Annotated in this window: 16 protein-coding genes and 1 pseudogene; 15 read left to right on the top strand and 2 right to left on the bottom strand. The window is 49.8% G+C overall.

The genetic code is table 11. The features are described from left to right. Window positions 1-380: 380 nt before the first annotated feature. Window positions 381-1,640, top strand: a complete 1,260-nt coding sequence (gene tyrS, locus AC3WT9_RS16450; RefSeq protein ID WP_341380339.1) for a tyrosine--tRNA ligase — start codon at window positions 381-383, stop codon at window positions 1,638-1,640. A 130-nt stretch (window positions 1,641-1,770) separates the two neighbouring features. On the opposite strand, the gene AC3WT9_RS16445 is transcribed toward tyrS, so the two are convergent. Next, window positions 1,771-2,064, bottom strand: coding sequence for a hypothetical protein (locus tag AC3WT9_RS16445; RefSeq protein ID WP_341377752.1), 294 nt, complete (start codon window positions 2,062-2,064; stop codon window positions 1,771-1,773). A 248-nt stretch (window positions 2,065-2,312) separates the two neighbouring features. On the opposite strand from AC3WT9_RS16445, the gene AC3WT9_RS16440 reads away from it, so the two are divergent. Beyond that, the gene (locus AC3WT9_RS16440; RefSeq protein ID WP_341377753.1) at window positions 2,313-3,344 is read left to right on the top strand and encodes an FIST signal transduction protein; all 1,032 of its coding nucleotides are present in this window, start codon (window positions 2,313-2,315) and stop codon (window positions 3,342-3,344) included. A gap of 12 nt (window positions 3,345-3,356) precedes the next feature. Further along, the gene (locus AC3WT9_RS16435) at window positions 3,357-4,421 is read left to right on the top strand and encodes a methyl-accepting chemotaxis protein (RefSeq protein WP_341091064.1); all 1,065 of its coding nucleotides are present in this window, start codon (window positions 3,357-3,359) and stop codon (window positions 4,419-4,421) included. 155 nt (window positions 4,422-4,576) lie between these two features. On the opposite strand, the gene AC3WT9_RS16430 is transcribed toward AC3WT9_RS16435, so the two are convergent. After that, complete coding sequence (locus AC3WT9_RS16430; protein WP_038588023.1) at window positions 4,577-4,756, bottom strand: hypothetical protein; 180 nt, start codon at window positions 4,754-4,756, stop codon at window positions 4,577-4,579. A 235-nt stretch (window positions 4,757-4,991) separates the two neighbouring features. On the opposite strand from AC3WT9_RS16430, the gene AC3WT9_RS16425 reads away from it, so the two are divergent. From AC3WT9_RS16425 to AC3WT9_RS16370, 12 genes and pseudogenes are all read left to right on the top strand, one after another. After that, window positions 4,992-5,714 (top strand): GntR family transcriptional regulator, encoded by a 723-nt coding sequence (locus AC3WT9_RS16425; protein ID WP_038588026.1) that lies wholly within the window; start codon window positions 4,992-4,994, stop codon window positions 5,712-5,714. 266 nt (window positions 5,715-5,980) lie between these two features. Then, window positions 5,981-8,365, top strand: coding sequence for a phosphoketolase family protein (locus AC3WT9_RS16420; protein WP_341091067.1), 2,385 nt, complete (start codon window positions 5,981-5,983; stop codon window positions 8,363-8,365). A 179-nt stretch (window positions 8,366-8,544) separates the two neighbouring features. After that, window positions 8,545-9,543 (top strand): LacI family DNA-binding transcriptional regulator, encoded by a 999-nt coding sequence (locus AC3WT9_RS16415; protein ID WP_341091068.1) that lies wholly within the window; start codon window positions 8,545-8,547, stop codon window positions 9,541-9,543. 121 nt (window positions 9,544-9,664) lie between these two features. Then, window positions 9,665-11,158: a glycoside hydrolase family 32 protein gene (locus AC3WT9_RS16410; protein WP_341380340.1), complete on the top strand. Its 1,494-nt coding sequence runs from the start codon at window positions 9,665-9,667 to the stop codon at window positions 11,156-11,158. A 4-nt stretch (window positions 11,159-11,162) separates the two neighbouring features. Further along, a complete protein-coding gene (locus AC3WT9_RS16405) occupies window positions 11,163-13,184 on the top strand; it encodes a sucrose-specific PTS transporter subunit IIBC (protein ID WP_341377755.1) in 2,022 nt (673 codons plus the stop codon). Between the two features lie 198 nt (window positions 13,185-13,382). Beyond that, complete coding sequence (locus tag AC3WT9_RS16400) at window positions 13,383-14,999, top strand: ABC transporter substrate-binding protein (RefSeq protein WP_341377757.1); 1,617 nt, start codon at window positions 13,383-13,385, stop codon at window positions 14,997-14,999. Then, window positions 14,996-15,985, top strand: a complete 990-nt coding sequence (locus AC3WT9_RS16395) for an ABC transporter permease (RefSeq protein ID WP_341091075.1) — start codon at window positions 14,996-14,998, stop codon at window positions 15,983-15,985. The genes AC3WT9_RS16400 and AC3WT9_RS16395 overlap by 4 nt, the downstream gene beginning before the upstream one ends. Next, entirely contained in the window at window positions 15,982-16,848 is an 867-nt protein-coding gene (locus tag AC3WT9_RS16390; protein WP_492407750.1) for an ABC transporter permease, read from the top strand. Before AC3WT9_RS16395 ends, AC3WT9_RS16390 begins: the two co-directional genes overlap by 4 nt. After that, a complete protein-coding gene (locus AC3WT9_RS16385) occupies window positions 16,845-17,612 on the top strand; it encodes an ABC transporter ATP-binding protein (RefSeq protein ID WP_341091076.1) in 768 nt (255 codons plus the stop codon). Before AC3WT9_RS16390 ends, AC3WT9_RS16385 begins: the two co-directional genes overlap by 4 nt. Window positions 17,613-17,692: 80 nt before the next feature. Further along, window positions 17,693-18,388, top strand: a pseudogene (locus AC3WT9_RS16380) (ATP-binding cassette domain-containing protein); the annotation flags it as partial. Then, entirely contained in the window at window positions 18,372-19,442 is a 1,071-nt protein-coding gene (locus AC3WT9_RS16375; protein WP_341377759.1) for an aminotransferase class V-fold PLP-dependent enzyme, read from the top strand. The pseudogene AC3WT9_RS16380 and the gene AC3WT9_RS16375, both read left to right, overlap by 17 nt. Next, entirely contained in the window at window positions 19,432-20,592 is a 1,161-nt protein-coding gene (locus AC3WT9_RS16370; protein ID WP_341091080.1) for an amidohydrolase family protein, read from the top strand. Before AC3WT9_RS16375 ends, AC3WT9_RS16370 begins: the two co-directional genes overlap by 11 nt. Window positions 20,593-20,739: the final 147 nt, after the last annotated feature.

Raw genomic sequence — 20,739 nt, 5'->3', positions numbered from 1 at the left:
AAATTTGGAATTGGCTATACTTTCTGTAATCTTATAGTTGGTATACGTTGAACGAGACAGTAGCAGCCCTTGTCCCTGTCACAGAAAGCCGGGGGGGATGGAACCCGGCACACACATGGACTGCGAATTACACTCCGGAGTATCTTGGGTAACGCCAAGCGGAAGGAAGCGAACGATAACTCGCTGAAAGTGGTACGGACACAGCTGTTAAGTGTTCGTGCAATTTGGGTGGTAACACGGTTAATTATAGTCGTCCCTGAGTCTTCATAGACAAGGGGGCGATTTTTTTGTTGGCCAAATCCTCCGAAACCCAGCCGCTGTGCTTGCTTCAACGTAAATCCAAAGAATACGAATAATTACACAAAAGGGGCTGTATCATGTTGAACATTATTGATGAACTGGAATGGCGCGATGCGATTAATCAGCAGACGGATGCGGAAGGGTTGCGGGAACTAACGAATACGAAGGCGATTTCGCTCTATTGCGGCGTGGACCCTACAGGCGACAGCATGCATATCGGCCATTTGATTCCCTTTATGATGCTGAAGCGTTTCCAGCTCGCCGGACACCGTCCGGTAATTCTCATCGGCGGGGCAACCGGCACAATCGGCGATCCAAGCGGCCGCCAGAGTGAGCGTTCGCTGCAGACGATGGAGCAGGTGCAGGAGAATGTTGCAGCGCTGACTGCTCAAATGAAGCGATTGTTTGTTACTGACGGTGATAACCAGGTGCGTATGGTCAACAACTATGACTGGACAAAGAACATTAACGTGATCGAGTTCCTGCGGGACTACGGCAAAAACTTCAGCATCAATACGATGCTGGCCAAAGATGTCGTTTCCAGCCGGCTCGACAGCGGGATTTCGTTCACCGAATTCTCCTACCAGATTCTGCAGTCGATTGATTACCTGCATCTGTACCAGCATGAGGATGTGCAGCTGCAGATCGGCGGCTCTGACCAATGGGGCAATATCACGAGCGGACTGGATCTTATCCGTAAAAAAGAAGGCAGCGAAGCCAAGGTGTTTGGTCTTACCATCCCGCTGATGCTCAAATCGGATGGCACCAAATTCGGCAAAACCGCCGGGGGTGCCGTGTGGCTTGATCCTAAGAAAACGACGCCGTATGAGTTCTACCAGTTCTGGGCCAACACCGATGACCGCGATGTGGTGAAATACCTCAAATACTTCACGTTCCTGAGTAAGACGGAAATCGAAGCACTTGCCGAAAAAGTACAAACCGAACCGCATAAACGGGAAGCTCAGAAAGCACTGGCCGAAGAGATGACACGGTTTGTTCATGGCGAAGAGCTGCTGGAGCAGGCAAAACGCATCACCGCTGCCCTGTTCAGCGGGGATATCCGCTCCCTGACCGCAGACGAAATTGAGGAAGGCTTCAAGGAAATGCCGACCTATACTGCAGCCGCTGAATCAAAAAATATCGTGGATTGGCTGGTGGACTTAGGGGTTGAGCCGTCCAAACGCCAGGCGCGTGAGGATATCACCAAAGGAGCAATCTCCATTAACGGTGAGCGTGTGAGTGAGCTTGAAGTGGAGATTACAGCTGATCACGCTATCGGCGGAAGATTCATCATCATCCGCAAGGGCAAGAAAAATTACAGTCTGGTGAAACTGACCTAATAGCGTACTACGCGATGACCCGCATGCGGCAAAGCCGCCGAACCCTGAGAGGTTCGGCGGCTTTTTGTAAATATAAGTTTTACATGCTTCACGCTATAAATTATCCGTTTCCACTTGGCTGATCAGATATTCATTCATCCTCAAGCTTCGCAAGCTCATCCTCAAGTCCGGCGAGACTTGTGCGGATAGCTTCGGCTAAGGCTTGTTGTCTGGCTGCCTGCTCCAGCAGCTTCTCCTCCTCGGAGGCATCAGCCGCCGGGTCATACGCAGGAGAGGTTCTTAACCGGTTCAAATCTGCCTCACAAGCTTTTCTGGCATGTTCAGCTTGCTTCAATTCTTCCCCGGCAATGCCAATCTGGTACTCCAGATACGTGAAGTCAGATGAGGCTGCGCTGTGGGTTGAACGCTGTGAATAAGTCATCATGCACCTTCTTTCCTGTCCTTTCGGGTAACTGTACGTTCATCATACAGGCTTTCGGGCATGCGCTCAACTGACCTATAGGCGTATGCCTTTTCAGCCTTGGAATTGTGATTCTTCAAGCTGCCTGCGACATTGCTCACAGACAACAATCCCCATTCTTGTTTTACCATTAGAGAATTGAAAATAAAAGCTAAATTTTTCAATAACAGTTTACAAGGGAAGCTTCCCGCGAAAGAAGGTTGTTATACATAATGAAAGCTTTATCTTTTGACACATTGGACGAAGTCAAACGTTATCTGGGGGAAAAGCCAAGCAGCCGTGGTCTCGTGCTGTTCGCCTCCGCTGGTGCAGTCAGGGAACTGTCCCCGCACGCACCTGCAAATGCCGTGTTATGTTCGACCAAAGGTGAATATACCCCGAAGGGTTACCGGAACGGCGTGGTTTCGGGGTTTGAATACGATGCGGATATCGCCGATATTGTGGAGATTCTGCACCCGCCCGTGCTCAGCGGCGATAACCTCAAGGCCTCGTACCATAAAGTAAAAGACAATGTGGATGCGTTTCTGCTGCTGCTGTGCGACGGAAGGGCTGCAATGGAGGAGACGATTCTCTCCTCGCTTTATTTTATCGATCAAGAGTTCAAGGTGCTTGGCGGAAGCGCAGCGGATGATGAGAGCGGAGAGACCTATCTTTTTATCGGAAGCCGCCGGGTGCGCAACCTGGGAATCTTTTTCAACTTGACCGCCCGTACCGCATTGATCAAAGAAAACATATACGTTCCGACCGGAATGAAACTGCTGGTAACAGAAGCGGATGTGTTTCGACGAACGGTATATTCGTTTAACGGCCGCCCGGCGGCGGAAGAATATGCGCGTGTGCTGGATGTGAAGGAAGACCTGTTAGCCGGACATTTCCTGAGCAACCCGCTGGGCAAAAGATACGAAGACGATCTGATTATTGCATCTCCGATGGTCATCAATCCGGACAAGTCTATTACCTTCTACAGCCAATTGATGCCGAGCACTTATCTGGAGGTGCTTAGCGCGGCTGACCCGCTTGTGGTGCTGGAGCAGACGCTGCGTGAGATTCCGTTTAAGCCTGCTTTTGTACTCAACATCAATTGTACGCTGCGCGACAGGCTGTTCCTCCGGGATGGCTTGTGGGCAGGATTTGACGACAAGATGATCGGGTTCTGCGGGAACACCGCCGGCTTCATCAGCTACGGGGAGCAATATTACACAAAGCATGCCAACCAGACAATGGTATTACTGCTGGTCGGCTAAGGGGGACTCACTATGCAATGGATCAACAAGCTGCGTGCTTCATGGGGGAAAAGCAGCCGTGACGCGGATATAGAAACTCATGGCAGCGTCATCCAGACAGAAAAGGACAGTATGCCCGGCCAATCAAGCACCTGTAATGATTTGAATCCCGTCTCCAAGCCATTATCCTATGGCATTCATGCCTATTCCTTGGCGGAGCAGATCAGCCGCGAAACCGGGTTCATCCTCCAGGAAGAGGGACGGATGGTAGAGGATTTTGCAGCTCTGCGCGCGGGAAGCGGAGAGATGATCAGCCAGATCGGCGGAACTCAGCGGCTGCTGGAGCATTTGAAAGCCAACAGCGAGCAAACTGAAAGGCTTATCAATGAAATGTATGGCAGTCTCGCGTTTTCCTCAAACAAAATTGAATATGCGAAGGAAGCCAACGTACAGATATCTGCTGAAATGCAAAAAGCCTCGGCGATATTCACCCAGTTTGTGTCTTTAAATCAAGAGCTAAACCAGCATTTTCAGAGTATTGGGCAGCTGGCAGGCATTATTACGGAAATCGCTGAGCAGACCAATCTGCTGTCCCTGAACGCAGCCATCGAGGCGGCAAGGGCTGGTGAGCATGGACGGGGGTTCGCGGTCGTTTCTTCAGAAATCCGCAATCTTGCCGACCGGACCCGCAGCCATGTGGAAGAAATTATGGGTTCGCTGTCGGGGATGACAGGCGTGATAGAACAGCTGCACAACAAGTCCAGTGATGGAACACGGGCCATGGCAGAGACGAACGAGCGGATCGGCCAATCGACCGTTTATATGAACGAGATCGTCGAAGCGGAGGAAGAGGTATTCCAGCATCTGGAGAAAATACAGGTTTCCCAGGACAGCAGCCTTGAAAATGTGGAACGCATCAATGCCGATCTGCTGCATGTCATAGAGAAATCAGGACAGGATTCCGAACAGTTTGAGATGCTTGTCCTTACGATTCAGAAAAAAGCTGATCATTTTCAGCAGATGCTGAATCACTTGCATCAGATAGCGGAGCTAAGGCAGCTTGATGAAGAGGGAGATACAGCCGCCCGGCGTGAATAAGGCCCGTTTGTAAAGAGCGGTTTTAATGGTAAGTAAAAAGGTCCGCCGCGTGAAATAAGTCAATAAAACAACCCGCAGTAAGGATTATTCCCTTGCTGCGGGTTGCTTGCGTTCTTGTCTAAGTCAGTGTGTATGTAATATAGATAGACAGACGTTTAGTTTTTATCAATAAGTTCAAGTTTTTCAAGGATCTTTATTGTTGTTAAGGCGGATAACTGAACGGCCAATTCAACGCTTTCTTTCTGAATTCCATCCTTCTCAATAGCATCCTTGTTCTCTGAGAAGACTTCTTCAGTTACTTGGCTGATCAGACTTTTGACGATTTCAATATGCATAATAAACTCCCCCTCTCCGGAAAAATAGCCACATTCTTATATTTCGGCAGATCATCAGGTTTTTCTTTGAAATAAAACTTCCTCATTTAGCAGAAATCGGGTGGAGAAAAGTATAAACCATCTCATTATTATGATATAGTTAATATTGATTTTTAATCCATACCCTTTCGTTAGTACAGAAGAGGTTGTTTGAATACATATCAATTGTTACAGAAGACCTGAGAGGGAGTACTCCATGACACAATTTGTCTACAAGCAAATAATTGATGACCTTAAAATGAAAATCTTTGCTGGACAGTTTGCGGATATGCGATTACCCGATGAACGCAGTCTTAGCGAAACGTATCAGGTTAGCCGCAGCTCCATCAAGCGCGCATTAACCAAAATGGAAAGCGTCGGAATCATTTTCAAAAAACGAGGTTCAGGCACGTTTATTAACCCCTTATACATAAAAAACGAATCCATCTTCAATTACGAAGGTTCCAATCTGGGTGTCACCGACAATTTCCAGATGCATGGCAAGAAACCTAAAGTCAAAGTATTGAATTTCGAAGTCATTCCGCCAACCAAAGAATTGCAGCGGGATTTGTTCCTGGGGCCCCATGATTTTGTATACAAAATCGTCCGCTTGCGCCTGTTCGATGATGATCCCTTTATGATAGAGACGGGGTATATCCCGATAAAAATCGTCCAGGATTTAAACCAGACGATTATCGAGGGCTCCATTTTTAATTATCTGGAAGACTCGCGGAACCTGGCCGTAACCAAATCATTTTTATCTATTTTTGCCGAGCCGTCCTTGTCCACGGATCAGGAGCTGCTGCACTTGAAAGAAAATGAACCTGTTGGCATTATGGAGGGGATTTTCTTTTTGGACAATGGTACTCCCTTTGAATTTTCCCATATGCGGTTTCATTATCAATATTTGAAATTTAATACGTTTGTTTCTGTTCATTAAGGAGCAAAATAAGACCGGGAATTTTCCCGGTCTTATTTTTTTGTATCCTTTACTTTTTTGTGGATGTAACGTATTTACATAAATTTCAATATAACCGTGTTCTGACAGCCTTTTTCCTGAGTTTTTCATACTATGTTCAAATTTTCACAAAATTGGACCGTATCACTTGTCAAAAAGGTTGTATTTATTTTGAGCAGAGGTATGATGTATTTGTAGAGAAAAAGAATGGCAATAAGCAACAATATATATATATAGGAGTGGATGAAATGGGATTATCAACCATGAAAGTCGATTATTCGTCTAAAACGTATCTGGAAAAGCTTGACGCATATTGGCGTGCAACCAACTACATTTCGGTAGGTCAGCTGTATTTGAAAGACAATCCGTTGTTAAGAGAACCTTTAAAAGATGCTGACATTAAGATTAAACCTATCGGACACTGGGGTACTATTCCGGGCCAGAACTTTATTTATGCCCATTTGAATCGTGTAATTACTAAATATGATTTGAACATGTTCTATGTTGAAGGTCCGGGTCATGGCGGTCAGGTCATGGTTTCGAATTCCTATCTGGACGGAAGCTATACTGAGATTTATCCGGAAATTACGCAGGATATCCCGGGTCTCAAAAAACTGTTCAAACAATTCTCGTTCCCTGGCGGCGTTGCTTCCCATGCTGCACCAGAAACTCCTGGATCTATCCATGAAGGCGGCGAGCTGGGTTATTCTTTATCCCACGGCGCTGGCGCTATTCTGGATAACCCGGATTTGATTTCTGCTGTTGTTGTGGGAGATGGTGAGGCTGAAACCGGACCACTGGCCGCATCATGGTTCTCCAACCGCTTCATCAACCCTGTCACAGATGGCGCTGTTTTGCCGATTCTGCACTTGAACGGATTTAAAATCAGCAACCCGACGATTCTGTCCCGTCAATCGAAGGAAGAAATCACCGCTTACTTTACAGGCATGGGCTGGGAGCCGTTTTTTGTTGAAGGCGAAGACCCTGAACATATGCATCCGGAAATGGCGAAGGTACTCGATACCATCGTCGAAAGAATTGCAGCCATTCAAAAAAATGCGCGTGAAAATAACGACCTTACCCGCCCGGTATGGCCGATGCTCGTCTTCCGTTCCCCTAAAGGCTGGACTGGACCGGCAGCATGGGACGGTGTGCCGAATACCGGTTCGTTCCGTGCCCATCAGGTGCCAATTCCGGTTGACCAGAAAAATATGAAGCATGCTCCAGCTTTGCTTGAATGGATGAACAGCTACAGACCGGAAGAATTATTTGATGAGAACGGCCGCTTGAACGCAGAGCTTGCCGAAATCCTGCCGACAGGCGACAGACGTATGGGGATGAATCCTGTTACCAACGCTGGCAACCTTATCAAAGATTTGCGCCTGCCGGATTTCCGCGATTATGTGCTTGATAACTCCGTTCCAGGTAAAGTAGTAGCCCAGGATATGGCCGTTCTCGGAAAATACCTGAAAGAGGTTGTCCTGCTCAATGAAGATAACCGCAACTTCCGGATTTTTGGACCGGATGAAACGATGTCCAACCGTCTGGGACCTGTGTTTGAAGTGACCAAACGCCAATGGCTGGATCAAATTAATGAACCTAATGACGAATTCCTCGCCTCGTATGGCCGTGTGATTGATTCCCAATTATCGGAGCATCAGGCGGAAGGACTGCTGGAAGGTTATGTACTAACCGGACGACATGGCTTCTTTGCAAGTTATGAAGCTTTCCTGCGTGTTGTGGACTCGATGATTACCCAGCACTTCAAATGGCTGCGTAAAGCAACCGATCAAGGCTGGCGCGCTGATATCCCTTCACTCAATGTTGTCGCAACTTCAACTGTGTTCCAGCAGGACCATAATGGTTATACGCACCAGGATCCGGGTTTGCTGGGTCATCTGGCTGACAAAAAACCGGAATTCATCCGGGAATATTTGCCGGCTGATGCCAACTCCCTGCTGGCTGTATTTGACACCATCCTGAACGACCGTCAAAAGATCAACCTGATTGTGTCGTCCAAACATCCGCGTCCACAGTGGTTCTCGGCTCAAGAGGCGCAGGAATTGGTTGATAAAGGACTCAAGATCATTGACTGGGCCAGCACGGACGAAGGCGGAGAGCCTGATGTTGTATTCGCTTCTGCAGGTACCGAACCTACGATTGAAGCTTTGGCTGCCATCTCTATCCTGCATGAGAAATTGCCTGAGCTGAAAATCCGTTATATCAACGTGGTCGATCTGCTTAAGCTGAGAAGCCAGAAACTTGATCCGCGTGGTTTATCCGACGATGAGTTTGATCAATTTTTCACAAAGGATAAACCGGTCATCTTCGCTTTCCACGGTTATGAAGGCCTGATTAAAGACTTGTTCTTCGACCGCCACAATCATAACCTGCATGTGCATGGCTACCGTGAGAACGGCGACATCACGACTCCGTTCGATATGCGTGTACTGAATCAGATGGACCGTTTCGATCTGACGAAGGAAGCTGTTCTGAGCTTGCCTGCAGCTGACAAACACACTGCCATCGCGGATGAGATGGATGCTATGGTTAAGAAGCATTATGAGTATATCCGTGAAGAGGGCATTGACCTGCCGGAAGTGGAGAATTGGGTCTGGAAGAGTTTGAAATAAGTTTAAGAAATCTGCTTGTAAATGTATGATGAAGTTGAAGGTGCCTGTCCCGGTATGCATTAGGGGCAGGCACTTTTTTTGAATGGGGCTTAGGCTGGGATTTGTTCTATTAAGCTGACTGGTATCCATGTGGTAAAATAGAGGGATATGAAAGAAAAATTCAGCTAGGAGCCCTGAGAATGAAAACTATCATTGATATCGCCCGGGCGGCGGGTGTGGCTAAAAGTACGGTCTCAAGATATTTGAACGGTGGTTCTGTCAGCGATGCGACGAGAGAGAAAATCGAACGCATCATCAAACAGAACCAGTATGTGCCCAACACATTCGCCCAAAGCCTGAAGGCAAAGCGGACCAGCATTATCGGCACAATTGTTCCGCGCCTCGACTCCTATGCAGTCTCACAGACCTTAATGGGCATAGACGATGAGTTGCGGGGACGCCAGTATCAGCTGCTCATTGCCAACACCAATCAGGACTTGGAGCGGGAAATTGAATTCATTTATGAGATGGCGAGGCAAAAAGTTTCCGGTCTGCTGCTGCTGGCGGCGCAAGTAACGGAGCGGCACCTGAAGGCCGTCCGGGACTGCAAAATTCCGGTTATACTGATCGGGCAGCAGCATGCAGACCTGCATAGCGTGATTCATGATGATGTAATGGCCGGTTATCTGATGGGCAAGCATATTCTTGAAAAAGGACATCGCCACATCGCTTATCTTGGGGTTACGGAGCAGGACATCGCGGTAGGTGTAAGGCGGAAGCAAGGCTTCCAAAGGGCTCTTCGCGAATACGGAAATTGCGATGCAAGGTTTTATACCTCCGGATTCAGAATGAACGAGGCTGTGACGGCGGCCGATTTGCTGTTTGAGGACAGGGTGCCTACAGTCATCGTGTGCGCGACCGACAATATTGCACTCGGTGTGATGAAAGCAGCCTCGCTCAGACATATACTGATTCCTTCCGGAGTGTCGGTGACGGGATTCGGCGATTACGAGGTCACTGAGATTGTTCATCCGGCGTTGACGACTATAAGATTTTATTACAGAGAAGCGGGGCAATTGGCTGCGGAGAACATCATAGCCTTGGTGAATGGAGAAGAGGTCGCCAAAGTCTCCGTCTCCGGCTGCGAAATTATTCAGCGAGAAAGCGTTGACAATTTGACTGAACTCAGCATACAATAACATTGGAACCGGTTCCGGACCTTTTTTCACAGCGATGCTGGAAAGAGGTTTTCTTTTTCAGCTTGTTGGAACCGGTTCCGTTGAAGAGAACTAGACCAAATAGATAGTGGAGAGTCCTATGATGAAAATGGATAGAAAACAGCTGTACCGTCTTATCGAAGAAGCGGAGCCGGGTGAACGGGAAGCGCTTGAGCGGCTGGTCGCACGCAGCCCATGGAGACAACAATTTCATATCCAGCCGGAAGTGGGGTTATTGAATGATCCTAACGGCTTCTCCTACTACGGAGGCGAATACCACTTGTTTTACCAGTGGTTTCCTTTGGGGACACAGCATGGCATGAAATATTGGTATCATACTTCTTCTTCCGATCTGGTGCACTGGAAGAACCTTGGCATCGGCATTGCTCCGGGCGGGCAATACGATTCACACGGGGTGTTCTCGGGCAGTGCAATTGAGAAGGATGGCAAGCTGTTCCTGATGTATACGGGGAATACCCGTACCGAGGACTGGATCAGACTGCCCTATCAGTGCCTGGCTGTAATGGAACGGGACGGAACGGTTATAAAGCTCGAGCGTCCGGTTATATTCGATGTGCCGCCTGGCTATACAGATCATTACCGCGATCCGAAAGTGTGGAAGGCAGCGGAGGGCTACTACTGTATCATTGGTGCACAGCGTACAGATCATACAGGCTGCGTGGTGCTGTACAGCTCGCCGGATTTGCACAATTGGCATTTTGAAGGGGAGCTTGGCACCCGGCTGATGAAGTTTGGATATATGTGGGAATGCCCCGATTACTTTGAACTGGATGGAGCAGGGGTGCTGCTGTTTTCCCCGCAAGGTCTTGCGCCGGAGGGCGACAAATTCCCGAATATCTATCAGTCAGGATATCTCACTGGCGATCCGTTGCGCTTGCCGGACAGGGATTTCCGCCATGGTGAATTTAGAGAGCTTGACTATGGCTTTGATTTTTATGCGCCACAGACAACCCAGGCACCCGACGGCAGACGTTTGCTGGTCGGATGGATGGGGCTGCCGGAGATTGATTATCCTACGGATCAGCATGGCTGGGCGCATTGTCTGACTTTGCCCCGCGAGCTGACCTTGGAGAACGGCCGTCTGATCCAGCGTCCGGCCAGAGAACTGGTCAAACGCCGGGGGCGGATGACAGAGGCCCACGCGGTAATACACAGCGGGGCAGCTGAGATGAAGGAGCTTGGGGGCACTGTCTATGAGCTGCTGGCCCAGATCCGGGAGGATGGAGCAGAACACTTCGGCATTGAGTTCCGTGTCGGCCCCAATGAGAGAACAGTCATCTATTACGATACCGCAGCGGGGAAAGTGGTACTGGACCGTTCCGAGTCAGGTCAAGCTCTGGCCCTGGAGTTCGGGACGGAGCGGAGCTGCATGGCCGGTCTTCGGAATCGCATGCTAACCCTGCAAATGTTTGTGGATACATCATCGGTTGAAGTGTTTGTGAATGACGGAGAAACGCTATTTTCGGCGAGAATTTTTCCTGAACAGGTAAGCACAGGCATCCGCCTTTATGCCGAAGGCGGCAGCGCGGAGTTCCGGGTTGTCCAATGGGAGATTGAATACAACGGGGAGGAATAGCGTTATGAATGAAAATCAAATGATCGCCAAGCAGGTTGTGCAGGCTATAGGAGGAGAAGACAACATCATCTCCTTCGCGCACTGCGCTACCCGACTGCGTATTATGGTGCGGGACAAGGATAGCATTAACCAAGAGCAGGTCGAGGGCATCGACAAAGTCAAAGGGGCATTTTTTAACTCCGGACAGTATCAGATTATTTTCGGCACCGGCACCGTCAACCGTATTTTTGAGGAAGTAGAGAAGCTGGGCCTTCAGAGCACCTCCAAGGAAGATCTGAAAGACCAGGGCAAAAAGGCGGGGAATGTGTTCCAGCGGTCCATTCGCACTTTCGGGGACGTATTCGTTCCCATCATTCCGGTTCTGGTAGCCACCGGGTTGTTCATGGGGCTGCGCGGTTTGCTGACCCAGCCGCAGATTCTTTCTTTGTTCGGGCTCGTGCCCGAGGATATCTCAGCCAATTTTCTGCTGTTCACCCAAGTGCTCACGGATACCGCTTTTGCTTTCCTGCCTGCACTGGTAGCCTGGTCGGCCTTCCGGGTATTCGGCGGCAGTCCCATTCTAGGGATTGTGCTTGGGCTGATGCTTGTCAATCCGGCTTTGCCCAATGCCTATGCAGTTGCCGGAGGGACGGCGGAGCCGCTGATTATGTTCGGATTTATCCCGATTGTAGGTTATCAGGGGTCGGTACTGCCGGCATTTATTATGGGACTGATCGGGGCGAAGCTGGAAAAGGCATTACGTAAGCGAATTCCAGAAGCGCTTGATTTAATTTTGACGCCGTTCCTGACTCTGCTGCTCATGATCACGCTTGGTTTGTTCGCCATTGGTCCTCTGTTCCATTCCTTGGAGACGGGCGTACTGAATGCAACTACTTATGTGCTTGATTTGCCCTTGGGCATTGCAGGGCTATTGATCGGGGCGCTGCACCAGATTGTGGTCGTGACCGGCGTGCATCACATCTTTAATTTTCTGGAGATTCAGCTGGTGGAACGCACGGGCGTCAACCCGTTCAATGCGATTATTACCTGCGCAATGGCTGCTCAGGGCGCAGCTTGTCTCGCTGTGGGACTGAAGACGAAGAACACCAAGCTGAAGGCGCTGGCATTGCCGTCCTCACTGTCCGCTCTGCTCGGTATTACCGAACCGGCGATATTCGGGGTCAACCTCCGGTATATGAAACCTTTTGTAATGGGGCTCATCGGCGGTGCGGCAGGCGGTTTCCTGGCTTCGCTGTTCCAACTGGCCGGCAACGGCATGGCCATAACGGTGATTCCCGGAACCCTGCTGTATCTGAACGGCCAGCTTCCGATGTACATTTTGGTCAATCTGGTTGCGATGGCTGTAGCCTTCGTGCTTACCTGGCTGTTTGGCTATCGTGATGAGATGTCCGCAGGTCCGGCAGAGCAGACGGCAGGCTCAGGCGGAACAGCGTCAGCACCTCCTCGGTCTGAAGAGATGCGGCCTGAGAATACCACGGACGTGAATGTACGCACGGCCTCCCCGGTCTTCGCTCCGAATCTGGTTGAGGCGGCAGATGAGCCGGGAACCCTTACATTCCTGGTACCCCTTACAGGAACACTGGTGGCTCTGGATCAGGTGCCGGACCCCGGGTTTGCCGGCAAACAATTGGGAGAGGGCATCGCCATCGAACCCAGCGAAGGCAAGGTCTACGCGCCGTTCGACGGTACCGTGGCCCATGTGATCAAGAAAAGCAAACATGCCGTCATTCTGGAGCATGCCAGTGGAGCGCAAGTGCTTATTCATGTAGGTATTGACACAGTCTCCCTGAAGGGAGAAGGCTTTGTGCTTCATGTGGAGACCGGTGAGCAAGTGAAGGCCGGGCAATTGCTGATTGAATTCGATCTTGACGTGATCCGCGCTGCCGGGCTGTCTACGGTCACTCCGGTTATCGTTCCGGGGGGGATTGACAACGTGCTTGAGGTGAACCCCGCTTCGCCAGGAACAGTAACCGCCGGCATCGACAAGGCCATGCAAGTGAAAGTTGCGCTCCAGGAAATTATATGATTCCGGAATGTTTGACTTAGGCACGTTATCGCAATATAGTAAACGGGACGAAGCAGCGGATTTCCGGCTTCGTCCCGTTTTGTTTTAATCGAGGCTAGCTTTCCGTAACCATGATATTTTGTTTGACAGAGAAGGGGGTTTACGCCATAATACAATCCATACTAAACATATATGATTTATAAGAGGGGAGAGTCAGACATGTCACAGCTTAAAGCATTTAGAAAGTCATTTTGGATAGGAACCGTAGCACTTCTATTATTAGTGGTGGTTGCAGGATGCTCTGATTCCAAGAATAATTCTGAGTCAAATAAGAACGCCCAGCAGAACACGAATCAAGGGGCAAACCAGAGCGCAACTCCGGAGGAGCCTGCGGCGGGAGGAACCTTCGTCTATGGACGGCCTGCTTCCGTAACCTCACTTGATTTGCATAATCAGATTACATCGAATAACGCCTTTGCCATTGATAAAGTATTCGAATCTTTGGTTGCTTTTGACAGCAAGGGTGAAATTGTGGACTGGCTCGCCAAGTCCCATAGCATCAGTGAAGACGGCTTGACGTATACGTTTGTATTGCGTGACGGCTTGAAGTTTTCGAACGGTACTGAAGTTACTGCAGAGGATGCAGTATTCTCCTTACAGCGGCATTTGAAGGTTGGCGGACCGCTGGCGATAGCGGCAAAGGTTGATACCACTGTAGCGAAGGATAAACAGACGTTTGTTATTACGCTTAAAGAGCCTTACACACCGTTCATCTCTGAGCTGTCCAACTTCTCCAACGGAATAATTCCGAACAATTTCGGCGGGGTATCCGAAGAAGAGTTTTTCAAGAAACCGGTAGGTACAGGACCTTTCGTTGTTGAACAGTGGGATGCTGCTGGCGATCTGACGTTCACCAAGAACCCGAACTATTGGCAAGAAGGAAAACCTTATATTGATAAGCTTGTTTACAAGCTGATTGAAGATGACAGCCAGGCCATTAACCAGCTGAAGGCCGGTGAAGTGAATGCTATTGAATCTTTGGCGTTGCAAAATGCCGATGAAATAAAAAAAGGCCCAGACACTACAGTAGTAACTAATGGCAGCTGGGTGACAGAGCAATTGTTCTTCAATACGCTGGACAAGAATTTCTCTGATGTGCATGTCCGTCGTGCGCTGGCTCTGGCACTGGATCGTGAAGGCTTGACTAAGGCACTTACCTTTGGATATGCACAGACTGCAAATTCATTGCTGCCGACAACCATTCCATATAATGCGAATGAGACAATCAAGGCACTGAACTTCGATCTCGAGGACGCCAAGGCGGAGCTTGCCAAATCTGCCTTCCCTAATGGATTCAATACAAAATTGCTTGTAGCCTCCGGCAACAGCACAAGAGCACAAGAGGCGCAAATTATCCAGGCAGCAGGTAAATCGATCGGGATTAACATTGAGATTGAATCCATTGAACTGGCCACTTTCCGTGAGCGTTTCTTCGCCTATGATTTTGCGGCAATGCTCAACAGCGGTCAAGCCGATTCTCCCGAAGCGAACTCAATTATCGCTTTTCAGACCGACCCGGAAGGCTTCAGTAAATCGTACTGGACCCATTACACGAATGATGAAGTGACCAAGCTGCTATATGAAGGGCAAAAAACGCCGGATGGCAAGGAACGTGAGGCAACCTACACCAAGCTGCTGCAAACTCTTGCTGATGAAGTTCCGTACATTCCTCTATATTATCCGGATATCCTGAAAGGCGTAGGATCTTCAGTGGATGGTCTAGTAGTTTTACCTAACGGCAGCGTTCGATTTGAAGAAGTCCGTATCGGTAAATGATGAAGAGTAGCACGCCGTTAAGCCAATCGTCAGGAAGGAATACATCTTACAGCTGGCTTGTGACCGCTCTATTAAGAGCTTTGGCAGTGATCCTCTTTGTAGTGACCGCAGTCTTTTTCATCATCAGAATCGTGCCGGGAGATCCCGCAAAAATGATTCTGGGAGAATACAGCACACCTGAGGCCCTCGAGAGTATGCATCATACTCTCGGGCTGGATCTCCCTTTATGGGAACAATTCATCCGGTTTGTGAAGACGCTGTTCACACATGGTGATACCGGCAATTCTATAATTACCGGAACCTCTACAAGAGTGCTGATTGCCGAGCGGGCTCCCATTACTTTGCTGCTCATTGTGATGGCCTGTATCTTGGCAGTCATCATTGCCCTTCTGCTTGCTACGGTTGCAGCCACACACAAGGATAAGCTGCCGGATCATTTGATCCGTATTTTTCCTACAATAACTCTGGGTATGCCAATCTTTTGGGTTGGCATGCTTTTGATTCTGCTGTTTAGTGTCCGGCTTCATTGGTTTCCCGTTGGGGGTGTAGGCGAAGGGTGGTTAGGAACCTTGTACAGTCTTACACTTCCGGCGATTACCGTCGCCTTTTCGCAGATTCCTACGCTGGTACGTTCGTTAAGGGCACAGATGCTTGAAATATTGGAATCCGATTTTGTAGTCACACTGAAGGCGGCGGGATTGCCAAGCAGGGTGATCCTGTTTAAGCATGTGCTGCGCAACTCGGCGCTTCCGACGCTAATGCTGCTTGGCGTTAATATTTCTTATCTGATCGGCGGTACTCTGGTCGTTGAACAGGTGTTTGGCATCAAGGGAATTGGCAGCCTGCTGTTCACTTCAATTTCGAATCGGGATTTCCCGGTCATTCAAGGAATAGCGCTTTACTGTGCGATATCTGTTGTGATCATCAGCCTGCTGATTGAAGTCATTTCGTGGTGGCTCGATCCCAGAACGAAAGGAAAACAATGAAACGTATAATAACAGAACCTATGTTGCTTGAGGACGCCAGGAAGACAAACGTTCTCCATCGAATAAGGAATACGCCTTCTCTTCTGGTGGGGAGCATTATGTTTGCAGTGCTTATTATCTTAGCTGTATTCATACCGTTTCTGAGTCCTTATGACCCTTCAGCGCAAGATTTGAGCGCTTTTTTGCAGCCTCCGTCTGCCGGACATTGGCTGGGGACGGACCAATTGGGACGCGATTTGTTTACGAGGCTGATCTATGCGGCGCGAACCGATTTGAGCATCATGGTTCTGGCGGAAATTGTTCCATTCTGCACCGGTGTATTTTTAGGAATGGTTGCAGGATATTACGGAAAATGGGCCGATAAGGTCATTACGCTGCTCACGGATACGTTTATCGCTTTTCCTTTTTATCTGATCGTGATTATCGTGGCTTTTGCCAGCGGAGCAGGTGAGCGGGGCATTTATATCACCTTTATGCTTGTAGGCTGGATTGTGTTTGCCCGTGTAGTCAGAGGTATTAGCGCATCGTTTCGCGAGCAGGAATGGGTGGCGTCCGCTCAGACGTTAGGGCTGCCTGGAGTAAAAATTATCCTTCGTCATCTCCTGCCCAATGTACTGCCTCAAGCGGTTGTAGTCCTTATGACGGATATGGTCGGACTTCTGGTGGCCATTGTTACACTCGGTTATCTTGGCATCGGCATTGCACCGCCAACCCCGGATTGGGGAACCATGATTTCGGATGGACAATCCTTCATAACTACAGCCTGGTGGCTCTCGGCGGTTCCGGGATTCGCAGTGGTGTATACGGGAATTGCGTTGTCTCTTGTGGGAGATGGGTTGGCAGACTTATGGAGGAAAAAATGATTTCTACAAGTCCGGTTTTGGAAATAGAAGCCTTATCGCTGGGAACCAAGTCCAATGCTAAATTAGTAAGCAATGTAAGCTTCTCACTGGGCAAAGGGGAGAGTCTGGGATTAGTAGGCGAATCGGGTTCCGGAAAATCGCTGACCCTGCGTTCGATTCTGGGATTGCTTCCACGGGGTGTTGAACAGACAGGCGGAGTCATTAAGAGTGACGTTAGCAGCGCTATGGTATTTCAAGACCCGAGAGGGGCGCTGGACCCGCTCTGTCCGGTCGTTAAGCAGCTTGCGGAAGTCGTATATTATAGGCAAAAATTAAGCCGGAAGGCTTCACGCAGCGTGGCTGTGGAACTGCTCGAAATGCTTGGCCTGCCCGATTCTTTAAAGAGGGCGGACCGTTATCCGAGCCAGCTTTCGGGGGGGCAGTGCCAACGGGTAGTCATCGCCATTGCACTGGCATGCAAGCCGGGTATTCTTCTCTGCGATGAGCCAACAACGGCGCTGGATGTTACCGTTCAGCGGCAAATCATTGAAACGATCACCCGCCTGCAGAATGAGCTGGGCTTTGCTATGGTATTTGTTACGCATAATCTTGCGATTGCAGCCGCCCTGTGCTCCAAGCTGTGTGTGATGAAAGAGGGGCGGATTGTTGAGCAGGGAGATACCCTCAGTGTTTTGCAGAACCCGCAAAATCCTTATACCCAAATGCTGATTAACTCGGTGCTTCCTCTGCCGGAGCTTGAAGGGAGCGGACAACCATGGAGCTAGCCCTGCAAGTAAAAAATCTGGCGGTTCATTACGGCGGATTTACTGCGCTCGATCATATCCATCTGAATCTGCAGCAGCATACTACCCTTGGCCTTGTAGGAGAGTCCGGCTCGGGCAAATCCACGCTGGCGCGGGTCATTGCCGGGTTGATCACCCCGGATGAGGGACAGATTCTGCTGGGGGCACAAGAATTAACCAGTAAGAGAAGCCGGGAGCAGCGCAAGCGAATCCAGATGATCTTCCAAAATCCGGACGCTTCGCTGAATCCCAAGCATTCCATCAGGCAGATTCTATCTGAAGCACTTCTGTTTCATAAAATTGTCGGCCGCACGGAGGTCGAGCAGCGGTGTAAAGAGCTGTTGAGCCGTGTTCAGCTGGAAGCCAAGGCATTGGACCGGTATCCTCACGAATTCTCCGGCGGTCAGCGCCAGCGGATCGCGATTGCCCGCGCATTAAGCGTTGAGCCGAGTCTTCTGATTGCGGATGAACCGACCAGCGCCTTGGATGTATCTGTACAGCGGAGTGTGCTCGAACTGTTTAACACGCTCAAAGATGAGCTTAATCTTACCATGCTGTTCATCTCCCATGACTTGGGAGTTATCCATGCAATCAGCGATACGGTAGCGGTCATGCGGCAGGGAAAGCTGGTTGAGATCAGTCCCAAGGATCAATTCTTTGCCCGCCCTGAAACGGAATACAGCCGTGAGCTCTTGTCCGCCGTTCCGAAAATGCCGAAGTCGATCACATCAGGAGGTTTATATGAGCCGAGAACATAAAGGATTTATACCGCTGTCATTATCTGAGTTTGACACACTTACAAGTTTGCTCTCCCGGCTTTTGTCTACCGGTCATCCCCCGGTCATCATTCCCGGAGAGGCAATTCTGGGAATCGAGGCGGTAGCGGCGGGGATATCTGCGCCTGACCGTACGATTCTAAATATAGTGACAGGCCCCTATGGGAGTTTGTTTGGACAATGGCTTGAACGCGGCGGGGCAACGGTTGTTGAAGTAAAGGTCCCCTTTGATGAAGTAGTTACTGTTCAGGAAGTCGCTGCGGCGATTGAACGGTTTAAACCATGTGCACTTTCCTTTGTTCAGGCAGAAGTGGTGACAGGCGGATCGAATCCGGCCAAAGAAATAATTAAGCTTGCACGCGCCGCTAACCTTGTTACGGTGACAGACTCCGTTTCAGCGGTCGGGGGAGAAGCCCTCCCGGTGGATGAATGGGGCGTTGATTTTGCAGCTATAGGCGCGCAGAAAGCTTTGGCCGGGCCTAACGGCGTCAGCGCCGTAAGCATCTCACCGCGCGGCTGGGAATTCCTCGAATCTAATAGCAATGCTCCGCGCAATTCCATTCTGTCCTTACTGGATCTTAAACCCTCACAGAAGGGGACAACACCGTTACGTGTTCCTCCCAACATTCCAACGCTGGAGGCAAGAGCTTTGATCTCGGCATTGACAGCCATTGAGGAAGAAGGCTTGGAACAGGTCATCAAGCGCCATGAATCGGCTGCGGCCTCGGCCATTGCCGGTATCAAGGCCTTGGGTCTGGAGCCTTGGCAGAAGGATAGCCAACACTATTCTACACTGACTACGACGGTGCGGATTTCCGGGGAACCGGGCTTGCGTATTAATCAGCCTATCGGTATCGTAGCTCCCGGTGACGGAGAGCTATCCGGCCGGCTTCTGCGGATTAATCATTTCGGAACGAATGCTTCCCGTCAAAGCGTGGAAGAAGCCATTACGACGCTCGCCGGGCTGCTGAATCAGGGCACTGATCCAGCGCTCAAGGCAATCCGCCTAACTTGGGGGAATGAACATGATCAATAAACATCCTGAGGCGTTAGTCTTCAATCATATTTTTATAGCAGGCATCGAAGGAAAACGTTTTGATATTAACATTAAGGATGGCCGGTTCTCCTCTATAGCTGAAACGGAGCCGCCGAAGGATCGGCCCGCTCATTCAGGCCAAGATTTATGGATCGGTCCGGGGGTTATTGATCTTCATACGCATCTGGCTTGGACGGACTTTGACCATGAGGATCAATTGAAACGCGGCAGCCATGAGCTCGAAGTCATGCAGGCTGCGGCCTTCGAAGCCACTTTGCGGACCGGTGTAACAACGGCGCGTGATGCGGGCGGGATTCTGCCGAGCACCGTACGGCACCTCGTTCAGCACTATCAGCAGCCGCTAAGGGTGCAAACCAGCAGCGCTATGCTTGGAGCGGCGGATACCCGCGGACTTAAGTTTTTGGAGGGGCGGCTGGCCGGGATTTTTGATACAGGAGCAGGCTGGATTAAGATTATGGCAACAGGCGGCCTTGGTGCACCTACTGAAAAAGTGCTGGAGCCGATTTTTTCAGAGGAAGAATTCTCTTTCATTGTCCGCCATGCGCATACTCATCATAAAAAAGTCCTGGTTCATACCTGGGGCGGGGTAACGGTAGACTGGTCTATCGCTGCAGGTGTGGAATCCATAGAGCACGGGATGTTTCTGACCGGAGATCAGGCCGGAAGACTTGCTGAGTCCGGAACAGCTTTTGTGCCAACGACCTCAATTTATAGCATTGCTGCAGATCCGAAAGGCGTTCTGGCGCTGAACCCGGTCATTTGTGACCGGGCCGCCCGCGCTGCCGAAGCCCACTCCAAAGCCATTGGTTATGCCAAGAGGGAGGGGGTCCGCATAGGGTTCGGTACGGATTATGCTACGCCTGCACTTCACGGGTACAACCTTCAAGAACTGGATACGCTGATGGATTACGGCATGACCCGGGCGGAAGTGTGGCAGGCTGCCACACTAACTGCTGCTGAGATTCTGGGAAGCGGTAATGAGCTGGGGCGGATTTCCAGCGGATATCTTGCAGATGCTATTATTTTCAATGCTGATCCGTACCAGGCATCTAATGCAGAAGAACTGCGGAAGAGCATCGTTTCCGTCATTACCGGTGCAGAGGAATCTGAGCTGATTCAGGCTCAGTAACATTTGTGCAAGATCATAAATAATTAACCCGTTGGCATAAGCCTGCGGGTTATTTTTGTGCGTGCTGGGGAAAACATTAAAGACTTAAGATGGCATTTATAGTAAACTGAATGTAAAGTGCCCATAATTCAATGGGTATATTTTGTC

The sequence above is a fragment of the Paenibacillus sp. EB106-06-01-XG199 genome (genome assembly GCF_058791575.1).
The sequence above is the reverse complement of the archived record's forward strand: the minus strand, read 5'-3'. Positions and strand labels throughout refer to the sequence as shown.